The organism is Nevskia ramosa DSM 11499 (genome assembly GCF_000420645.1).
Taxonomy (GTDB): domain Bacteria; phylum Pseudomonadota; class Gammaproteobacteria; order Nevskiales; family Nevskiaceae; genus Nevskia; species Nevskia ramosa.
The window spans coordinates 201,275-219,838 of record NZ_ATVI01000010.1 but is presented as its reverse complement, the minus strand read 5'-3'; the positions used below and the strand labels follow the sequence as shown (position 1 = coordinate 219,838).

Genomic DNA, 18,564 nt, shown 5'->3' with positions numbered 1-18,564 from the left:
GGTTCGCATCGGGCATGCGTCTCTAGGACAGGAACAGCGCGACCCGGCGCTGCCGGTCCGAGAAAATCATGAGACGTCGCCCGAAAACCCCTGCCCTGCTTGCTGCGGTCCTCCTGTCTGCCAGCTCTTTTGTGCAGGCAGCGCCGTTTCATCTCGAGGAGGCGACGATCCCCGACATCCAGCAGGCGATCCTGGCCAAGGAACTGACCTCGACCCGGCTCGTCGAGCTGTATCTGAAGCGCATCAAGGCCTACAACGGCACCTGCGTCGCGGAGCCGAAAGGCATTCTCGGGCCGATCACGACGATCCCCAATGCCGGCCAGCTGAACGCACTGGTGACCCTGAACCTGCGGCCGAAGACGCTGAAGCAATGGGGCTTCGATGCCCGCAAGGCGCGCAGCCTCACCGACAAGGCCGACGGCGATCCGCAGATGCCGGACGCGCTCGAAGTGGCCGCCGCGCAGGACGCCGCATTCGCCAGGACCGGCCAGCTGGCCGGCCCGCTGCACGGCGTGGTGATGGCGATCAAGGATCAGTACGACACCTTCGACATGCGCACCACTTCCGGCGCCGATGTCGACTACGCCAACGACCGGCCGCCGGAAGATTCCACCTTCGTCGAGCGCCTGCGCGCGGCCGGCGCGATCATCATCGCCAAGAGCAATCTCGGCGAGTACGCCTCGGGCATTCCGCGCAGCTCCTACGGCGGCACCTTCTGCAATGCCTACGACACCGAGCGCAGTCCGCGCGGCTCCAGCTCCGGTTCTGGCTCGGCGGTCGGCGCCAACCTGGTGACCTGCTCGATCGCCGAGGAATCCGGTTCGTCGATCCGCGGCCCGGCCAGTGCGGCCAGCTCGGTCGGCATCGCCGCGACCGAGGAACTGGTCAGCCGCAAGGGCATGGTCCAGATCGGCATCAACACCAGAGTCGGGCCGATCTGCCGCACGGTCGCAGACGCCGCCCGCGTGCTCGACGTGATCGCCGGTTACGACCCGAAGGACGAGCTCACCGCATTCTCGATCGGCCGCATGCCGAAGGACGCCTACGTCAGCTACGCCAAGCCGACGCCGCTGGCCGGCCTGCGCATCGGCGTGGTCCGCGAGTACATGAATAAAAAGCTATTTACCAAGGCCGACGAGCAGACCATCGATCTGGTCTCGCAAGGCGCGGAAGATCTGAAGAAGCTCGGCGCGACCGTCGTCGATCCGGGTCCGGAAGGCGAGCTGTTCACGGCCTGCATCCGCAAGTACGCGCCACAGGACAGCAATGCGCTGTACACGAAGCGCTTCCCCGAAGTGTTCCCGGTCGACGACAAGGGCGAGCCGAGCGCGGACCACACGGCGAAGCTGATCGATCTGGCGATGGATCCGTCAAAGGTGTCCGAGAAGCTGAGCCTGCGCGACTTCGGCACTTCCGAGGGCGATGGCCAGAACAAGTACTTCATCGATCTCTACCTGCGCCAGCGCGGCGACGCCAAGATCAAGACCAATGCCGACCTGATCAGCTACGCCCGCTTCCATCAGGACCCGACCTGGCCGGATCGCAAGAAGAACCGCGAGAACGTGCAGAAAGCCAAGGCACTCGACATGAGCAATCGGCTGCTGCTGCGCTTCTCGCTGCAGCAGGTGATCCTGCAGTGCATGGCCGAGCAGCAGCTCGATGCGCTGGTCTATCCAACCAGCAACCTGCCGCCGACCAAGCTCGGCGCCCCGCAGGGTCCGCCGATCAATGGCCGCAATGGCGGCGGCGTCTGGAGCTTCATCGGCGCCCAGGGCTTCCCGGTGATCAGCGTGCCGGCCGGTTTCACGACCGAAGTCTATGACCTGATCCGCGACCCGAGTGCACCGAAGACGCCGGACGACGCCTGGCCGAAGACCGGCGCGGGCGGCGGCGAAAGCAAGCTCGCCGGCGACGATCACACGCGCCTGATCGGCCCCGTGAAAGCCGTATTGCCGGTGGCCATGGACATCGTCGGCAGGCCGTTCGACGAGCCCCTGATCATCCGCATCGCCGCGGCCTACGAGGCCGCGACCAAGCACCGCAAGCCGCCGCCGGCATTCGGACCGTTGAAAGGCGAGCCGTAAGCGAGTCCCGACCGAGCAGGCGATGCCTGTCGATCTGCACAGCGACGGACTCGACCTCACGGCGCTGCCGCGCTTCCGGCTGGCTGCGCTACAGGCGCGCAGGCTGCTGATCCAGGCGTTCTGGCTAGGCGGGCCAGGTCTCGCGGCGATGCTGGCCGCCTGGTTCTGGCCGGCGGTTCAAGGCTCGCTGCTGGCGCCGCTATGCGCGGCGGTCGGCGCCTCCTTGTGGTTGCTGGCGCTGGGCTTGCTGTCTGCACGTTCAGTGGCTGGCTGGCGTGCCGCGGCTCTCGAGCCGCCGCCAGCAACCGCAGACAAACTTCCGGCCGATGCGCCGCGTTATCGGCATGTTCTGTGGACGCTGCGCAACGCAGCCCGCGCGCTCATCCAGCTGCTGCGCAGCGATGGCGGTCGAGCATCGCTGCTGGCGCTGTTCGCACTGCTGCCGCTGGCAACGGTGATCCGCACCTGGAACCTTGCCCTGCCCGGCCTCGTGCTCGGGCAGTTCGCTTATGCCGCCGGCGGCGCGCTGCTGCTGATGGTCTTCGGCCTGCTGGTGCTGGAGCGCTGGTTCGCCAATCTCGCCACTGTGGAATCTCCGGAAGCGGCACGCCTCGCGCGGCTGGTCCGGCTGCCGCTGCTGACTCTGAGCCTCGCCGCCGCCTGCCTGTTCTTCAGCCGCGCCGACAGCTTCTGGCCGGCACGGCTCGCGGTGCTGGCCGGCCTGCAGCCGGCCGCAGTGGCGGCGGAATTCGCACTGCGCGCGCTGCTGTCACTGTTCACTCGCCGGCCGGCGAGTGAAGAACCGAGCCCGCTTGCAGACAGCTACTTCGCCCGGCAGCTGCAATGGCCGCCGCGGCCACTGGCCAATCTGCAGGACGAGTTGCAGCAGCGCTTCGGCATCGACCTGCGCCAGAACTGGGCCTTCGGCTACATGCGCCGCGCGCTGCTGCCGGTGCTCGGCGCGGTGCTGCTGGTCGGCTGGCTGATGACCGGCATCCGCGAAATCGCAATCGACGGCCGCGGCATCTACGAACGCTTCGGCAAGCCGGTGGAAGTGCTAGGCCCCGGTCTGCATGCCGGCCTGCCTTGGCCGTTCGGGCGGCTGCGCGCGGTCGAGAACGGCAGCATCCACGCGATCAGCACGGTGATCGAAGACGACGAAGCGCCCGATACCAGCGATGCCGAAGGCCTGGCGCCGGACTCCGCGAACCGCCTCTGGGACGCCGCCCACGAAAGCGAGAACGGCCAGGTGATCGCCGGCCTCGCCGGTGACAAGCAAAGCTTCCAGGTGATCAACATGGACGTGCGCTTCATCTACCGCATCGGTCTCGGCGACGACGCGGCGATGGCGGCGACCTACAACAGCGCCGACCTGCCGACCCTGATCCGCAACACCGCCGGCCGCGTGCTGGTCGAGGATTTCGCTTCGCGCACGCTCGATGGTGTGCTCAGCGAAAAGCGCGACGCGCTGGCCCGCGATGTCGGCCGCCGCGTGCAGGCCGATCTCGATGCGCTCGGCAGTGGCGTGGAAATCCTCGCGACCTTGATCGAACAGATTCATCCGCCGTCCGGCGCGGCTAACGCCTATCACGGCGTGCAGGCTTCACTGATCAAGGCGCAGGCGGCGATCGCCCGTGAGCGCGGCCGGGCCGCGGAAGAAATCAACGACGCCCAGTTGCAAGCCTCGATCGCCACCGACAAGGCCAATGCCATCGCCCGCGAAACGATGTCCGCCGCCGAAGCCGCGCAACTGCGCTTCGCCGCCGAACAGAGCGCCTATCAGGCGGCCGGCAATGCCTTCGTGCTCGAGCAGTATCTCGGCCAACTGAGCGCAGGCCTCAGGGACGCGAAGCTGGTGCTGCTCGATCACCGCATCGGCAGCGGCGCTTCCGCACCGACCCTCGACCTGCGGCGTTACGCGCCGCCAGCGGACACCGCGACGCCATGACCGAACTTCACCGCCCAGACATCGCGCGACTGCCGCGCCGCCGGCTGCTGATCGCCGCCGTGCTGGTCGCCTTCGCCGTCGCCACCGCGAGCCTGGTGCAGGTGCGGGCCGGCGAAGCGACCGTGGTCACCCGCTTCGGCAATCCGGCCCGCGTGCTGCTGGCGCCGGGCCTGGCCTGGCGGCTGCCGGCACCATTCGAGACGGCGATTCCGGTCGACTTGCGACTGCGCACCACCTCCAGCGGCCTGCAGGACGCCGGCACCCGTGATGGCCTGCGGATCATCATCCAGGCCTATGTCGCCTGGCAGGTCGAGCCTGATGCGGCCAGCGTGCAGCGGTTCATGCGCGCGGTGCAGAACCAGCCGGATGAAGCGGCGCGACAGATCCGCACTTTCGTCGGCTCGGCACTCGAGACCACGGCCAGCGGCTTCGAGCTGTCGCAGCTGATCAACACCGATGCCTCGAAAGTGCAGATCGCCGATTTCGAGGCCCGGCTCGGCGCGCAGATCGAGCAATCGCTGCTCAAGTCCTACGGGCTGAAAGTGGTGCAGGTCGGCATCGAACGCCTGACCTTGCCCAGTGTCACCCTGGCGGCGACCGTTGACCGCATGCGCGCCGAGCGCGACACCATCGCCACCGAACGCACCGCAATCGGCAAGCGCCAGGCCGCCGAAATCCGCTCCGCCGCCGAGCGCGATGCGCGAATCATCCAGGCCGATGCGACGGTCAAGGCGGCGCAGATCGAAGCCGAATCGCGCGTGCAGTCAGCCGGCATCTACGGCCGCGCCTACGCCGGTGCGCCGCAGCTGTACAAGCTGCTGCGCTCGCTCGATACGCTCGGAACACTGGTCAATCCGGGCACCCGGCTGATCCTGCGCACCGATGCCGCGCCGTTCCGCGCGCTGGTCGACGGGCCGCCGGACATGGCCAAGTGAGCAGCGATCCCAGTCCGAGCCCGTGGCTGCAGGCCGGGCGCTTCGCGTTCATCGCCTTGTATGCGGTGACCGCCCTGGTCGCGCTGCGCTGGGCGACCTCGAACATCGCCCAGGTCGGCCCGCAGAACGCGGCGTTGGTCGTCCGCATGGGCACGCTCGACCGGGTGCAGAACGCCGGCCTGCTGCTGGCCTGGCCGCCGCCGTTCGAGCGCGTGTTGCTGCTGCCCTCGGCGGAAAGCGTGCTTGAGCATCGCGTCACCGGGCTGGCCCGCTCGGCCGCCGCGCGCGCTGCCGAGATGTCCTCCGAGGACGATGACGAAGCCGCACCCTTGAACGATGCTCTCGCCGGCTCCGGCTATCTGCTGACCGGCGACGCCGGCATCGTCCAGATGGATCTGCGGGTGTTCTACAAGGTCACCGAGCCGCGCGATTACGCCTTGCAACGCGAGCATCTGCTGCCGGCCCTCGATCGTCTGGTGACCCGCACTGCGCTCGCCGCCTGCGCCGCGCGCGATCTCGACACCATCCTGGTCGCGCGGCCTGAGCTGGTCGCCGATGGCGCCAACAGCGCCGCGGCCGAACAGCGCGAGCGGCTGCGCGGCGAGCTGCTGCAGAGCATCAATGCCCGGCTGGCGAGCCTCAAGCAGGCTGGCATCGGGCTCGGCATCGAGATCGCGCGGGTCGACGTGCAGTCCTCGCTGCCACCGGCCACGGTCGGCGCCTTCAACGCCGTGCTGACCGCCAGCCAGCAGGCCGAGCGCAATGTCGCCGAAGCACGCAGTGACGCGGCCTGGAGCGTGCAGCAGGCGAATCAGGCGGCCGATCGCCTGCTGCAGGGCTCCGAAGCGACGGCCGCCGAGCGGCTGGCCAAGGCGCAGAGCGATACCGCCGCCGTGCAGCAGCTGGCCCAGTCGATGCGCGACGGCGTCGACCCCGGCCTGCTCCAGCGCGTCTATCGCGAGCGGATCAAGGTGGTGCTGGCCAAGGCCGGCTCGGTGACCACGGTCGATCCGCGCGACGACGCTCGGCTGATCCTGTCCGGTACCGAATGATGAGCAGCGCCGCACCGGCACTGAGCCAGGACGAACAGCGCAGTGCAGCGCGCCAGCTGAGCCTGGCGATGACCGCGCTCGGTCTGTTCGGGCTCGGCCTGGCCTGGAACGGGCTGGCGCCGAGCCAGGCCGGCGTCGGTCAGCTGATCCTCGGTGCGGCAGCACTGCTGGTCGGCGTGCCGGTGCTGCGCGCGGCCTGGCACAGCCTGCGTCACCCCGATCTGCACGGCATCACCGATCTGCTGATCGCGCTGGCGATGCTAGGCGCCTGGGCAGTCGGCGACCTGATCACCGCGGTGCTGCTGCCGATCGTGATGATCTTCGGCCACGTGCTCGAGGAGCGCAGCGTCATCGGCTCGCAGGAAGCGATCGAAGCGCTCGGCAAGCTGACCCGCAGCAGCGCGCGGCTGATCAGCGCCGACGGCAGCCTGCGCGAAGTCGACAACGCCGAGCTGAAGCCCGGCGATCAGGTGGAGGTGCGTGCCGGTGACCGGGTGCCGGCTGATGGCCGGGTGCTGGAAGGCCGCGCCAGTCTCGACACCGCGCCGATCACCGGCGAGTCGCTGCCGGTGGAAGCGCTTGCCGGCGTCGACGTGTTCGGCGGCGCGATCAATCTCGACGGCCGCCTGCGCATCGTCATCACCCGCACCGGTGCCGAATCGACGCTCGGCAAGGTGATCGGCCTGATGCAGCGCGCCGAGCGCTCGAAGCCGCCGATCACGCGCCTGCTCGAACGCCACGCCAGCCAGTACCTGGTGCTGGTGCTGCTGATCGCCGCGGTCACCTACTTCACCACCCAGAACCCGCAGGCGATGCTTGCGGTACTGGTTGCCGCCTGCCCTTGCGCGCTGGCGCTGGCGGCACCGGCAACGGCGATCGCCGGCATCGCGGTGGCGGCGCGTCACGGCATCCTCATCCGTGGCTCGGCCTTCCTCGAGGAACTGGCCGACACCCGTTCGCTGATCGTCGACAAGACCGGCACGCTGACCTTCGGCAGCCTGCGTCTGCAGACGCTGCAACTTGCCGATGGCGGCACGCGCGAAGAAGCCTTGCTGCTGGCCGCGAGCCTAGGTGCCGTCAGCAGCCATCCGGTCAGCCGGGCGCTGGCGCGCCAGGTTCCGACCGAAGCCCTGTTGCCGCTGGACGAGATTCGCGAGCGCCCCGGCCTCGGTGTAATCGCCAACAGTGCAAAAGGCGAAGTGCTGCTCGGCCGGCCGGAGCTGTTCGAGCAGCACGGCATCACGACCACGCGGGTACCGGCGCATGACGGGCCGATCGCCGGCATCGCGCTCGAAGGCCGCTTCCTCGCCTGGCTGCTGCTTGCCGACACCCTGCGCCCGGAAGCCGCCGAAGCGCTGGCCGATCTGCGCCGGCTCGGCCTTGGCCGCCAGCTGCTGCTGACCGGCGACCGGAGCAGCGTCGCCCATGCCGTGGCCGAGGACGTTGGCATCGCCGAGGTGCAGGCCGAGGCACTGCCGGAGGACAAGCTGGTCCGCGTCACTACCGAGATCGGCGCCGGCTTCCGGCCGATGGTGGTTGGCGACGGCATCAACGATTCGCTGGCCTTGAAGGCTGGCGTGGTCGGCGTGGCGATGGGTGCCGGCGGTGCCGACATCGCGCTGGCCTCGGCGGACATCGTGCTGATCGGCAGCGATCTGCGCCGCCTCGGCACCTGCATCCGCTTGAGCCGCCTGTGCCGGCGCACCTTGTTCGTCAACGTCGTCCTCGGCCTGGCCTGGACCCTGGCGATCGTCGCTGCTGCAGCTTTCGGCCTGCTCGGCGCGGCCGGCGCGATGATCGCGGCGATCCTGCACAACCTCAGCAGCCTGCTGGTGCTGGCCAATGCCGGGCGGCTGCTGCGCTTCCACGAGCCGCTCCCCCGAGTCACAAGCTCGGCGAAGGCCGGCGCTACGTAGGGGGACGCTGCGGACAGCCGTCCGAGGGAGTGTCACCGACGACTTTCGACCTCATCCGGAGCAGATCATGCGGGCATTGGCTTCCACGGCGTTGCTGGCCGTTCTCAGCAGCACGGCGCTTTCGGCCTTTGCCGCACCGGCCTACGAGCACTATCTCAAGCTACGGCCGGAGAACGTCGCGATCGGCAATTTCCCGATCGAGAAGAAACCGATCCTCACCGTGAAGTCCGGCGCCACCGTGCGCATCGACGGCGGCGGCGGCCAGCGCTGGCAGGACAAGGACCCGCTGGTCTGGGCCAAGGAAGAAGGCATCAGCCTGACCGCCGAACAGGCCGCGGCGATGACCGAAACCGCGCGCGTGCTGAAGGAAACGCCGCGCCAGGCCGGCATCGACGGTGGCCATATCCTGGTCGGGCCGATCGCCATCGAAGGTGCGATGCCCGGCGATGCGATCGAGATCCGCATCCTGTCGGTGGAGCCGCGCATTCCGTATGCGACGGTGTCGACCCGGCCGGGCCGCGGCGGCATTCCCGATGAAGTGCCGGAGATGTATTCGCACACCGTCAAGCTCGATCTGGCGCGCAAGGTTGGCGTCTACGAGCCGGGCATCGAGATTCCGCTCGGCCCGTTCATGGGCGTGATGGGCGTGCAGCCGCCGGCCGAAGATGGCCCGAACCGCCGCAGCGGCCCGCCCGGCGTGTTCGGCGGGAATCTCGACTGCAAGGAACTGGTCGGCGGCACCTCGCTGTTCCTGCCGGTGTTCCATCCTGGCGGCCTGTTCTACACAGGCGATTCGCATGCCGGACAGGGCGACGGCGAGGTCACCGTCACCGCGATGGAAACCGCCAACACCGCGATCCTGCAGTTCATCCTGCACAAGGGCATGAAGCTGACTGCGCCGCGCGCCGAAAGCACCACGCACTGGATGGCCTTCGGCCTTGACCCGGTGCTCGACAAGGCGATGCAGATGGCGATCCGTCAGACCAACAGCTATCTGTTCGATCTGAAGGGAATGGAGTTCAAGCGCGCCTTCACCTTGTCGAGCATCGGTGTGGATTTCCGCGTCACCCAAGTCGTCGACGGCACCCAGGGCATCCACTCGATGATTCCGAAGAAGATCTTCGTCAACGACAAGAGCCGCTTCTGGTCGAGCAAATAGCCAGTCAGTAAGGGGCCTCAGGTTTCGACCGGCCGGGATGTCGATGCACCGGCCCGTCGAACCAGCTTGCCGGCCTTGTGCCGGAAGCGCAGCGACAGGCCGAGCGCAGCCATGCCGAGCCCCGCGGTCAGGCCCCACCACATGCCATCCGGGCCGAGGCCGGCGCGGAACGCCAGCCACCAGGCCACCGGCATGCCGATCGCCCAGTACGACAGCATCGTCAGCAGCATCGGCATGCGGGTGTCCTTCAAGCCACGCAGCGCGCCGTTGGCGGTGGCCTGCAGGCCGTCGAACAACTGGAACGCCGCCGCCAGCCACAGGAAGCCGGCGGCCTGCATCGCGATCGCCGTGTCGTCGGTATAGAAGGCGACGATCAGGCCGCTGAACAGCAGCATGATCGCGGCGTTCGACGCGGCATTGAGCCCGCCGAGCGCCACGCCGGTGTAGCCACGGCTGCGCGCCGCCGCAAAGTCACCGGCACCGGCGGCATGGCCGACGCGCACCGTCGTCGCCATCGCCACGCCGAGCGGAATCATGAACACCAGCGACGAGAAATTGATCGCGATCTGATAGGCCGCGACGGTGCCTTCGCCGAAGCGCGCCATCAGCAACGCGGTGAGCACGAACAAGCCACCCTCCGCCGTGATGATCGCGGCGATCGGCAGGCCGAGCTTGAGGATGTCGCGCGCGCCTTCACCGGTCGCCAACTGTCCGGTCGCGGCATCGGCGACCCAGGTCGCGCGCAGCGCCGGCACCCGGCGGTACTGCCAGGCGAGCACGGCGGCCATCAAGGTGGTCGCCAGCGTCGAGGCCAGGCCCAGGCCCTTGATGCCGAACGTCGGCAGCCCGAACGGCCCGAACAACAGCAGCCAGCCGAACAGTGCGTTGGCGGCCGGACCGATCAAGGCAGCGATGACGATCGGCCGCACCTGGCCCAGGCCTTCGGCGCCGAAACGCAGCGCGAACCAGAGCGCCGTCATCAGGCCGACACCGGAATACCAGCGCAGGAATTCGATCGCATCCGCCGTGGTCGCCGCCGACAAGCCGAGCGCCTTCAGCATCAGCGGGCCGACCAGATTCAGCAACAAGGTCCAGATCACCCCGACGATCAGCGCGAAGCGCCGCGACCGGCGCAGGAAAGCGCCGAGTTCGGCCTGCGGCCGCTGGGCGCCATAGAGCTGCGCGGCGATCGGCGCGCAGGCCATCAGCAGGCCCATGAAAAAGATCAGGAACAGGTTGTAGACGTTGACCGCCACGGCCACCGCAGCCAGCGGCTGCGGGCCGAGCCGGCCGGCGTAGATGGTATCGACCGTACCCATGCCGACGGCGGCGATCTGGGCGGCGATCAGCGGCAGCGCCAGGCGCAGGTTGGCGGTGACTTCGGCGCGAAACGCCGGCGAGAAGAGAGACAACATCGTCAGGAATCCGTAAATCTGTGGCTAGCGCGGCCCTGCAAGGCACTGCGCGAAGCCGCACAGTGTGCGCCCGACCGCCCGGCGCTTCCATCCGCCCCGACGGAAGTGCTGTCAGGACAGCGCCGCAGGCGCCGTGCATCATGTCCAGGTCCCATCGCCTTCCACTTCGTCTTGGACCAGCCCGACACCCAGTTCGCCCCGCGCGGCGACGACCGCGTTGCCTACCAACTGCTCGGCCCGCCGCCGGGCGTGACCGCGCGTGATCTGGTGCTGACCACCGGCGTCTGGAGCCATCTCGACATCTTCTGGGAAGAGCCAAGCTCGGCGCGCTGGATGCGTCGGGTCGCCGGTTTCTCGCGGCTGATCCGCTTCGATCGACGTGGCTGCGGCCTGTCCGATCCGCGGCCGCTCGATGGCGGCACGATGGTCGATCACTGGATCGAGGATCTGCTCGCCGTGCTCGATGCCGCCGGCTCGGAACAGGCGGTGCTGCTCGGTACCATCGACGCCGGCCCGCTGCTGCTGGAGTTCTACGCCCGCTATCCGGCACGGGTGTCGGGCTTGCTCTTCGTGTTCACCAGCGCCTGCTTCGCGCAGCGCCCGGACTACCCCGAAGGTCACCCGCAGGCGGTCGGCGATGCGCTGATCGAGATGGTTGCCCAGGGCTGGGGCCGCACCGAATTCGCGGCGACCTTCGATCCCAGCCAGGCCGACAATCCGGCCGCGCTCAAGTGGTACACCAAGCTGCACCGGGCGATGGCTTCACCGCGCGCGGTGGTCGAGAACCTGCAGATTTCGGCGAAGCTCGATGCCCGCCACCTGCTGCCGACCATCAAGGTGCCGCTGCTGTCGCTGGGCCGCCGCGATCTGGCGATCTTCCCGGCCGTGCAGAGCCGCTACATCGCCGAGCACGCACCGGGCGGGCGCTATCTGGAGATTCCCGGCCGCGACGCCGACATGATCTGGGAAGGCACCGACGAGATCGTCGCGGCGATCGAGGAATTCGTCACCGGCCAGAAGCCGCTGCAAGTGCCCGAGCGGGTGCTGGCGACCCTGCTGTTCACCGACATCGTCGATTCGACCAAGCAGCTCGCCAAGCTCGGCGATGCGGCCTGGCGGGAAAAGCTCGACCAGCACGATCGCATCGTCCGCGACGCGATCAGCAGCTACGGCGGCCGATTGGTCGATGCCGCCGGTGACGGCACCCTGGCAACCTTCGGCACTCCCGGCAAGGCGATCGACTGCGCTCGCGCGCTGCATCCAGCGATGGACGCGCTGAAGATCGAGATCCGCACCGGCCTGCACATCGGCGAGATCGAGCTGCGCGAGGAAGGCCGCATCGGCGGCATGGCCGTGCACATCGGCGCCCGCGTGCTCGGCTATGCCGAAGCCGGCGAAGTGCTGGTGTCACGCACCGTGCGCGACGTGCTGATCGGCGGCCGTTTCGAGTTCAGCGAGCGCGGCGTGCACACGCTGAAAGGTGTGCCGAGCAAGTGGCCGCTGTACGCCGTCGACGAGCCCGAGACCGGCGAAGAGACCGAGGCGCCCGGTCTGCGCGAACGGCTGCGCTCGCGGCTGCGCTGAGCCTTCAGCCCGGCTTGGTCGTCTGCATCGACGGCCGCGCCGCAAAGCCTTCATAGAATGCCGCGAGCTTCGGCGCCTGCTCGCGCCAGGCCAGCCGGCCGAAACGCAGATCGAGATACCCGAGCGCGCAGGCGACGGCGATGGTGTCGATGCGCGGTGCTTCGCCGAAAGCAGCGGTTTCGCTTTCCAGCTGGGCGATGCCGCGCAGGATCTTGTCCTCCTGCCCCGCCTGCCAGGCCGGCCAGCGCAGTTCGGCCGGGCGCAGCGCTTCCTCGTAACGAGCCAGCAGCGCGGCATCGAGAATGCCGTCGGCCAGCGCATGGCGGCACTGCACCGCCCAACGCTCGGCGCCGGTGGCCGGCTGCATCGGCTGGGCCGGCTTGAGAGTCATCAGGTAATCGCAGATCACCCGGCTGTCGTACAGCGCGGTGCCATCGGCCAGGTTCAGGGTCGGCACCTTGGCGAGCGGATTGCGCGCGGCAACGTCGGTGTTGGTTTCGATCGGCGAGACTGCGGCGGTCACCACTTCGATCTCGTCGCTCAGGCCCAGTTCGTGAGCCAGCACGCGCACTTTGCGGGCGTACGGCGACGCAGCGGAGTAGAGCAATTTCATGGACAGGCTCATCGACATCGTGTCGCCCTCGGTCGTCGGGTTCACAGCAGATTCAGCGGTTCATCGCGCACCGCCAGTGCTTCGGCTTCGGCCGGCGTGCGTTCGTAGGCCCGGCGCATCGCGCGGGCATAGGCCGGAAAATCCAGGCCCAGGCGCGACTCCAGCTTCTTCGCGTCGCGACCGATCGCCAACCAGTCCGGCGGCGTCGCCAGCGCCTGGAACGCGAAGATCACGGTGTTGCCGTCGGGCACCACGCGCTGGACGATGGTCCGGCCGTCGAAGACGTCGGCGATCACCCGCTTGTAGCGGCGCAGCGCCTCGGTGGTGACCAGGATGTTCGCGACCAGCAGGCCTCCCGGCCGCAGCCGCGCGCGGATGCTGGCGTAGAACTCGGGGCTGCCGAAGCCGCTGGCGATGCCGGTTTCGCTGTAACCGTCGAGCAGCACCAGATCGAAGCGCTCGTCGGTGTTCGCGAACCACTCGCAGGCTTCGGCGTGGACGATGCGCGAGCGCGGCTCGTCGGCCGGCACCTGGAACTCGCCGGCCAGCGCGATCACCCGGGCATCGATCTCCAGGGTGGTGATCCGCGTGCGTGGCAGATGGTGGTGGCAGAACTTGGTCAGCGAACCTCCGCCGAGGCCGACGATGACGATGTGCTTGGGCCGTGGCAGGAACAGCAGCGCCGCCATCATCCGCCGCGTGTAGGCGAGCTGGAGCACGGTCGGATTGCTGAGGCTCATCTCGCTCTGGATGTAGTCCGGACCGAAATACAGGCGGCGATAGAGGCCGTCATCGACGACCGAAGGCTCGCCGGAGGGAATCGTCGACAAGGGGGCTTCCGACATCGAGGATCAGGTCCGAAGGCCGAGCAGCTGCCGCGCACGATCACCCGGCGCATCGAGTTCACCGGCGGCCACCGCGGTGACGAAGCCGGCATAGGCACGAGCGCGCAGCAGATGGCGGGCCACGCTCAGTTCATGGGCGAGATGGGCCAGCGCGGCGCGCTGATCGGGCGCGAACTGCGCGCCCGGTGGCGGCAGGCAGACCAGCGCGCCGGAAATCTCGCCGTGCAGGCTCATCGGAAACGCCCAGCCATCCTGGCCGAGTGCGCTGGCGCTGGTGCCGGTGCTGAGCGGCACCGGCTGCCGGCTGCTGCGCAGCGCGAGAAATACCGCGTCATCGACATCGACCGTCGCCGGCAAGCCGGCGCTGCCGCCGGACACGAGCTGGATATAGCCGGCCCCGGCCCGCTCGTAGATCGCGACACCGGCATCGCCGATCGCGGCAACGATCCGCTCCACCGCCAGTGGCAGCAGACGCTCGCTGCTTTCGACCGCCGAGCACTGCTGGCCGAATTCGCGCAGCAGTTCGGTGCTGCGGTGCTGATCGCGGAACAGCAGGCGATCGACCAGATCCTCGACTCGGCGATGCACTCTGTTCAGCAGCAGCGCCACCACCAGGGTCACGCCGGCCTGCAGCAGCACGCTGGTATCGGTGCCGATCGCCAGCCGCTCGATCAGCTGCTCCAGCAGCGCGAACACGCCGACCACGAGACCGGTGGTCAAGCCGTAGACCAGGGTGCGATCGACGACGAACGAGACATCGACCAGCCGATGGCGCAGCACGCCGTAGAGCAGCGCGGCGATGCTGAAGGTCAGCAGGGCCGAGTTCAGCAGCAGCATCCAGATGCGATGCTCCGGCCGGCCGCTCTGCAGCACGATGGCCAGAAACAGCAGACCGAGACTCCAGAACACCCAGCGGATGCGCAGGCGCAGCGCCGGCTCGCTGCGGCGATAACCGGCCGCCAGCACGATCAGCGGCAGCGCCACCGGCAACAGGCTGAGCACGATGTTCCAGTCGGACATCAGCACCAGCGGCGCGATGCCGGAGAAAACCACCAGGCTGATGCGCGTCAGGCTGACGACCAGAGCCAGCGCGATCGGCACGGTGAAAGCGATGCGCAGGCCGCGCCGTAGCCGTGGCGACAGACCGGCACCGGCCAGCGCTTCTGCCGCCAGATACAGCCCCGGCAAGGTCACCACGAAGTTGACGATGCGCCCGAGGACACTGGCGCCGAGCCCCGCCATCACCGGCAACGGCGAGTTCTGCAGCAGGTTCTGCATGAAGATGCCGAACGCGAACAGGCACAGCCCCCAGGCGGCCCAATCACGGCCGCGCCAGAGCGTCAGCAGGAACAGCGCCAGCAGCGCGAACGAGATCGGCAGCGCCGAGCGCGCAGCGATGGCGCCGAAGTGGGTACGGTCCGGCACCGCTTCCACCATTGCGGTCAGCGGCTGACCATCGCGCCGCACGGCAACCTCGAACTGCAGACCCAGGGGCAGATTGTTGGCGCCGACCAGCGCCGCTCGCGCTTCCATCGTCATCGCCGGCAGATCGATCACGTCACCCACCTGCAGCGGCGGCGGCAGCGGCAACTCGGTGACCTTGGTCACCACGTAACCCCGCTGCGCATCGCGCTCGATCCCGAGCGACAGCGTGGTGAACAGGTCCGGCAATACCAGCGTCGGCATCGCGATCAGGACCAGCACGGTCAGCAGGATGCGCACCGGCAGCCGCGCCATCAGCGAGCGATTCTCGCCTGGCACGCCACCACCACTCGCCGCCTTCAAACCCGCTCGCAAGCTAGCCACTCTGCGACAGCAGCCGCGCGTTGCCGCCGACGGCCGCCGTGTTGATGGTCAGGGTCCGCTCGGTGACGAAGCGCAGCAGGTAATGCGGGCCACCGGCTTTCGGGCCGGTGCCGGACAGGCCTTCGCCACCGAAGGGCTGCACGCCGACCACCGCGCCGGTCATGCTGCGGTTGATGTAGACATTGCCGACCTTGGCCCGCGACTGCACACGCCGCCAGGTGCTTTCGATGCGGCTGTGGATGCCCAGGGTCAGGCCGTAGCCGGATGCGTTGATCGCATCGACCACCGCATCGAGCCGCCGCGACGAGAACCGCGCCACGTGCAGGATCGGCCCGAAGTGCTCTTCGCTGAGGGCTTCGATGCCGCTGATCTCGACCGCCAGCGGCGCCACGAAACTGCCGTGTGCGCAGTGCTCCGGCAGGCTCAGGCGCTCGATCAGCTTGCCGCTCTGGCTGATCGCGGCGGCATGGGCTTCGAGCTTGTTGCGCGCCGCTTCATCGATCACCGGACCGATATCGGTTGCCAGCAGTGCCGGATCGCCGATCGTCAGTTCCTGCATCGCGCCCTTGAGCATCGAGAGGGTCTTGTCGGCGATGTCGTCCTGCAGATACAGCACCCGCAGCGCCGAGCAGCGCTGGCCGGCCGAGCCGAAGGCCGACGCGAGCGCGTCTTTGACCACCTGCTCCGGCAGCGAGGAGGAGTCAGCAATCATCACGTTCTGGCCGCCGGTCTCGGCGACCAGCGTGGCGATCGGGCCATCGCGCATCGCCAGCTGGCGATTGATCAGCCGCGCGACTTCGCTGGAGCCGGTGAAGGCGACGCCGGCAACACCGGCTGCTGCGATCAGCGCCGCGCCGACGGCACCATCGCCGAGCACGCACTGGAACACGTAGCTCGGCACGCCGGCCTCGCGCAGCAGCTGCGCCATCGCGGTGGCGATCATCGGCGTCTGTTCGGCCGGCTTGGCGATCACCGGATTGCCGGCGACCAGCGCCGCCGCGATCTGGCCCGTGAAGATCGCCAGCGGGAAATTCCAGGGGCTGATGCAGACGAACACGCCACGGCCGTGCAGCTGCAGTTCGTTGTGCTCGCCAGTCGGCCCGGCCAGGGTTTCCGGATGGGCCAGCAGACGGCGCGCAGCGGCGGCGTAATAGCGCAGGAAATCGGCAGCCTCGCGGACCTCGGCCTGGGCATCGCTCAAGGTCTTGCCGGCTTCCTCGATCAGCAGGCGCAGGAACAGCGGCCGTGCCGCTTCGAGGCGATCGGCAGCGCGATCAAGAATCGCAGCGCGGCTCTCGACCGGAATCGCATTCCAGCGCTCGGCCGAGCCGACGGCCGCGGCGACGACATCGCCGGCAGCGGCGGGATCGAAGGCCAGCCATTCGCCGAGCGCGACCCGGCGATCGGCCGGCTTTCGCAAGGTCTGCGGCGTGCCGGTGGTGGCCGAGCCGTCGTAGCACAGCGAGGCGACGCGGGTCAGCGCCTCGGCGCTCTGCAGATCGCGGGCCAGCGCGCAGGCGCAGGTTTCGTCGGCCAGATTCAGGCCGGCGGAATTGCGCCGCGCCGCGCCATAGAGTTCGGCCGGCAGCGGCAGGCCCGGATTCGGCTTCACGGCCAGCGCGCGGACCATGGCCACCGGATCGGCGACCAGCTGCTCGGCGGCGATGTTCTCGTCGAAGATGCGATTGACGAACGAGGTGTTGGCGCCGTTCTCGAGCAGCCGGCGAACCAGATACGGCAGCAGATCAGCATGACTGCCGACGGGCGAGTAGACCCGGCAGGGCACGGCGCAGTCTTCGCGTACCACGTCGTACAGCGCTTCGCCCATGCCGTGCAGGCGCTGGAACTCGAAGCCGGTCATGCCGCCGATCGCCGACTCGCAGGCATAGGCCTTCATTGCCGCAACGGTGTGCGCGTTGTGGGTGGCGAGCTGCGGATAGAAGACATCGCGCGCCGCCAGCAGGCGCCGCGCGCAGGCCAGATAGGCGACATCGGTATTGGCCTTGCGGGTGAACACCGGATAACCGGCGAGCCCGGCTTCCTGGGCGCGCTTCACCTCGGTATCCCAGTAGGCGCCCTTGACCAGCCGCACCGGGATTCTCCGGCCGACTTCGCGGCCCAGCGCTTCCAGCCATTCGATGACCGCGATCGCCCGCTTCTGGAAACCCTGCACGGCCAGACCCAGGCCGTCCCAATGGCTCAACGAAGCATCGCGATAGACGCACTCGAACAGATCCAGCGACAGGGACAGGCGATCGGCTTCCTCGGCATCGATGCACAGGCTGATGCCGGAAGCGCGCGCCGATTGCGCCAGCAGCAGCAGGCGCGGCGTCAACTCGGCGAGCACCCGGCTGCGCTTGGCGTGCTCGTAGCGCGGATGCAGCGCCGATAGCTTCACCGAGATGCCGGGCCGCGCTTCGACGCCCCCGTGGATGCCGCGCGCGGCATGGCCGATCGCGGTGATCGCATCGAGATACGAGGCCAGGTAACGATCGGCATCGGCCGCGGTCAGCGCCGCTTCGCCGAGCATGTCGTAGGAATGCCGGTAAGGGCGCTGCTCCTTGGTCTGCGCCGCTTCCAGCGCTTCATGGATGCTGCGGCCCATGACGAACTGGCTGCCCATCATCCGCATCGCCGAACGGATGGCGAGGCGCACCACCGGTTCGGTGGAACGATTGACCAGCCGCGACCACGCCGCCTTGAACGAACCGGCGGTATCGGCCGGCGCGCGGACGATGCGGCCGGTCAGCATCAAGCCCCAGGTGCTGGCGTTGACGAACAGCGATTCGCTGTGACCGAGGTGGGTTTCCCAGTCGGCATCGGCGAGCTTGTCGGCAATGAGCTTTTCGGCCGTCTCGTCATCGGGAATGCGCAGCAGCGCTTCGGCGAGACACATCAGCAGCACGCCTTCGTCGGACGACAGGTCGTACTCGCGCATGAAGCAGTCGAGGGCGCTCTGGGTGGCTTTCAGCTTGCGCACGCGGCGCACCCAGTCGGCCGCGGTGACCACGACCTGTGCGGCGCGCTCGGCCGGCAGTTCGGCAATCGCCAGCAGGCGATTGACGATGGCGGTTTCGTCGGCGAGGTACAGCTCGGCGATCGCCGCGCGCAGCGAGCTGCGGGCCGGCGGCGGTGTATCGAAGATGAAAGCGGGCAAGGTTTCGGGCGCGTTCATGGCAGGGATTCGGGTTCTTGAGGCCGGGTTGT

General features: G+C 68.4%; 12 protein-coding genes. 7 read left to right on the top strand and 5 right to left on the bottom strand.

Features of this window, described 5'->3' with window-relative positions; translation table 11 throughout:
- The first annotated feature begins 68 nt into the window (after positions 1-68).
- The 6 genes from G513_RS0117525 to G513_RS0117500 all read left to right on the top strand — a co-directional run bounded on the left by G513_RS0117525 (position 69) and on the right by G513_RS0117500 (position 9,094).
- Positions 69-2,084 (top strand): amidase, encoded by a 2,016-nt coding sequence (locus tag G513_RS0117525; RefSeq protein WP_022978167.1) that lies wholly within the window; start codon positions 69-71, stop codon positions 2,082-2,084.
- Between the two features lie 22 nt (positions 2,085-2,106).
- Positions 2,107-4,032 (top strand): protease modulator HflK, encoded by a 1,926-nt coding sequence (gene hflK / locus G513_RS0117520; RefSeq protein WP_022978166.1) that lies wholly within the window; start codon positions 2,107-2,109, stop codon positions 4,030-4,032.
- Entirely contained in the window at positions 4,029-4,967 is a 939-nt protein-coding gene (gene hflC / locus G513_RS0117515) for a protease modulator HflC (protein ID WP_022978165.1), read from the top strand. The genes hflK and hflC overlap by 4 nt, the downstream gene beginning before the upstream one ends.
- The gene (locus G513_RS0117510; protein WP_022978164.1) at positions 4,964-6,019 is read left to right on the top strand and encodes an SPFH domain-containing protein; all 1,056 of its coding nucleotides are present in this window, start codon (positions 4,964-4,966) and stop codon (positions 6,017-6,019) included. The genes hflC and G513_RS0117510 overlap by 4 nt, the downstream gene beginning before the upstream one ends.
- Entirely contained in the window at positions 6,019-7,935 is a 1,917-nt protein-coding gene (locus tag G513_RS0117505; protein ID WP_022978163.1) for a heavy metal translocating P-type ATPase, read from the top strand. The genes G513_RS0117510 and G513_RS0117505 overlap by 1 nt, the downstream gene beginning before the upstream one ends.
- A 67-nt stretch (positions 7,936-8,002) precedes the next feature.
- Positions 8,003-9,094 carry an acetamidase/formamidase family protein gene (locus G513_RS0117500; RefSeq protein ID WP_028475697.1) on the top strand — a complete coding sequence of 364 codons (1,092 nt, stop codon included), beginning with the start codon at positions 8,003-8,005 and terminating at the stop codon, positions 9,092-9,094.
- A 17-nt stretch (positions 9,095-9,111) separates the two neighbouring features.
- On the opposite strand, the gene G513_RS0117495 is transcribed toward G513_RS0117500, so the two are convergent.
- Complete coding sequence (locus G513_RS0117495) at positions 9,112-10,509, bottom strand: MATE family efflux transporter (protein WP_022978161.1); 1,398 nt, start codon at positions 10,507-10,509, stop codon at positions 9,112-9,114.
- A gap of 171 nt (positions 10,510-10,680) precedes the next feature.
- Here G513_RS0117495 and G513_RS23855 point away from each other — a divergent pair, with 171 nt between their 5' ends.
- Entirely contained in the window at positions 10,681-12,093 is a 1,413-nt protein-coding gene (locus tag G513_RS23855) for an adenylate/guanylate cyclase domain-containing protein (RefSeq protein WP_022978160.1), read from the top strand.
- 4 nt (positions 12,094-12,097) lie between these two features.
- Here the strand turns inward: G513_RS23855 and G513_RS0117485 are convergent, their stop codons facing one another.
- From G513_RS0117485 to putA, 4 genes are read right to left on the bottom strand one after another with little or no spacing between them, the layout of a single operon-like run.
- Entirely contained in the window at positions 12,098-12,706 is a 609-nt protein-coding gene (locus tag G513_RS0117485) for a glutathione S-transferase (RefSeq protein WP_028475696.1), read from the bottom strand.
- Between the two features lie 41 nt (positions 12,707-12,747).
- Positions 12,748-13,551 carry a fused MFS/spermidine synthase gene (locus G513_RS23850; RefSeq protein WP_022978158.1) on the bottom strand — a complete coding sequence of 268 codons (804 nt, stop codon included), beginning with the start codon at positions 13,549-13,551 and terminating at the stop codon, positions 12,748-12,750.
- Positions 13,552-13,557: 6 nt separating this feature from the next.
- Positions 13,558-15,357 (bottom strand): hypothetical protein, encoded by a 1,800-nt coding sequence (locus tag G513_RS0117475; RefSeq protein ID WP_156891782.1) that lies wholly within the window; start codon positions 15,355-15,357, stop codon positions 13,558-13,560.
- Entirely contained in the window at positions 15,350-18,532 is a 3,183-nt protein-coding gene (gene putA / locus G513_RS0117470) for a bifunctional proline dehydrogenase/L-glutamate gamma-semialdehyde dehydrogenase PutA (protein ID WP_022978156.1), read from the bottom strand. Before putA ends, G513_RS0117475 begins: the two co-directional genes overlap by 8 nt.
- Positions 18,533-18,564: the final 32 nt, after the last annotated feature.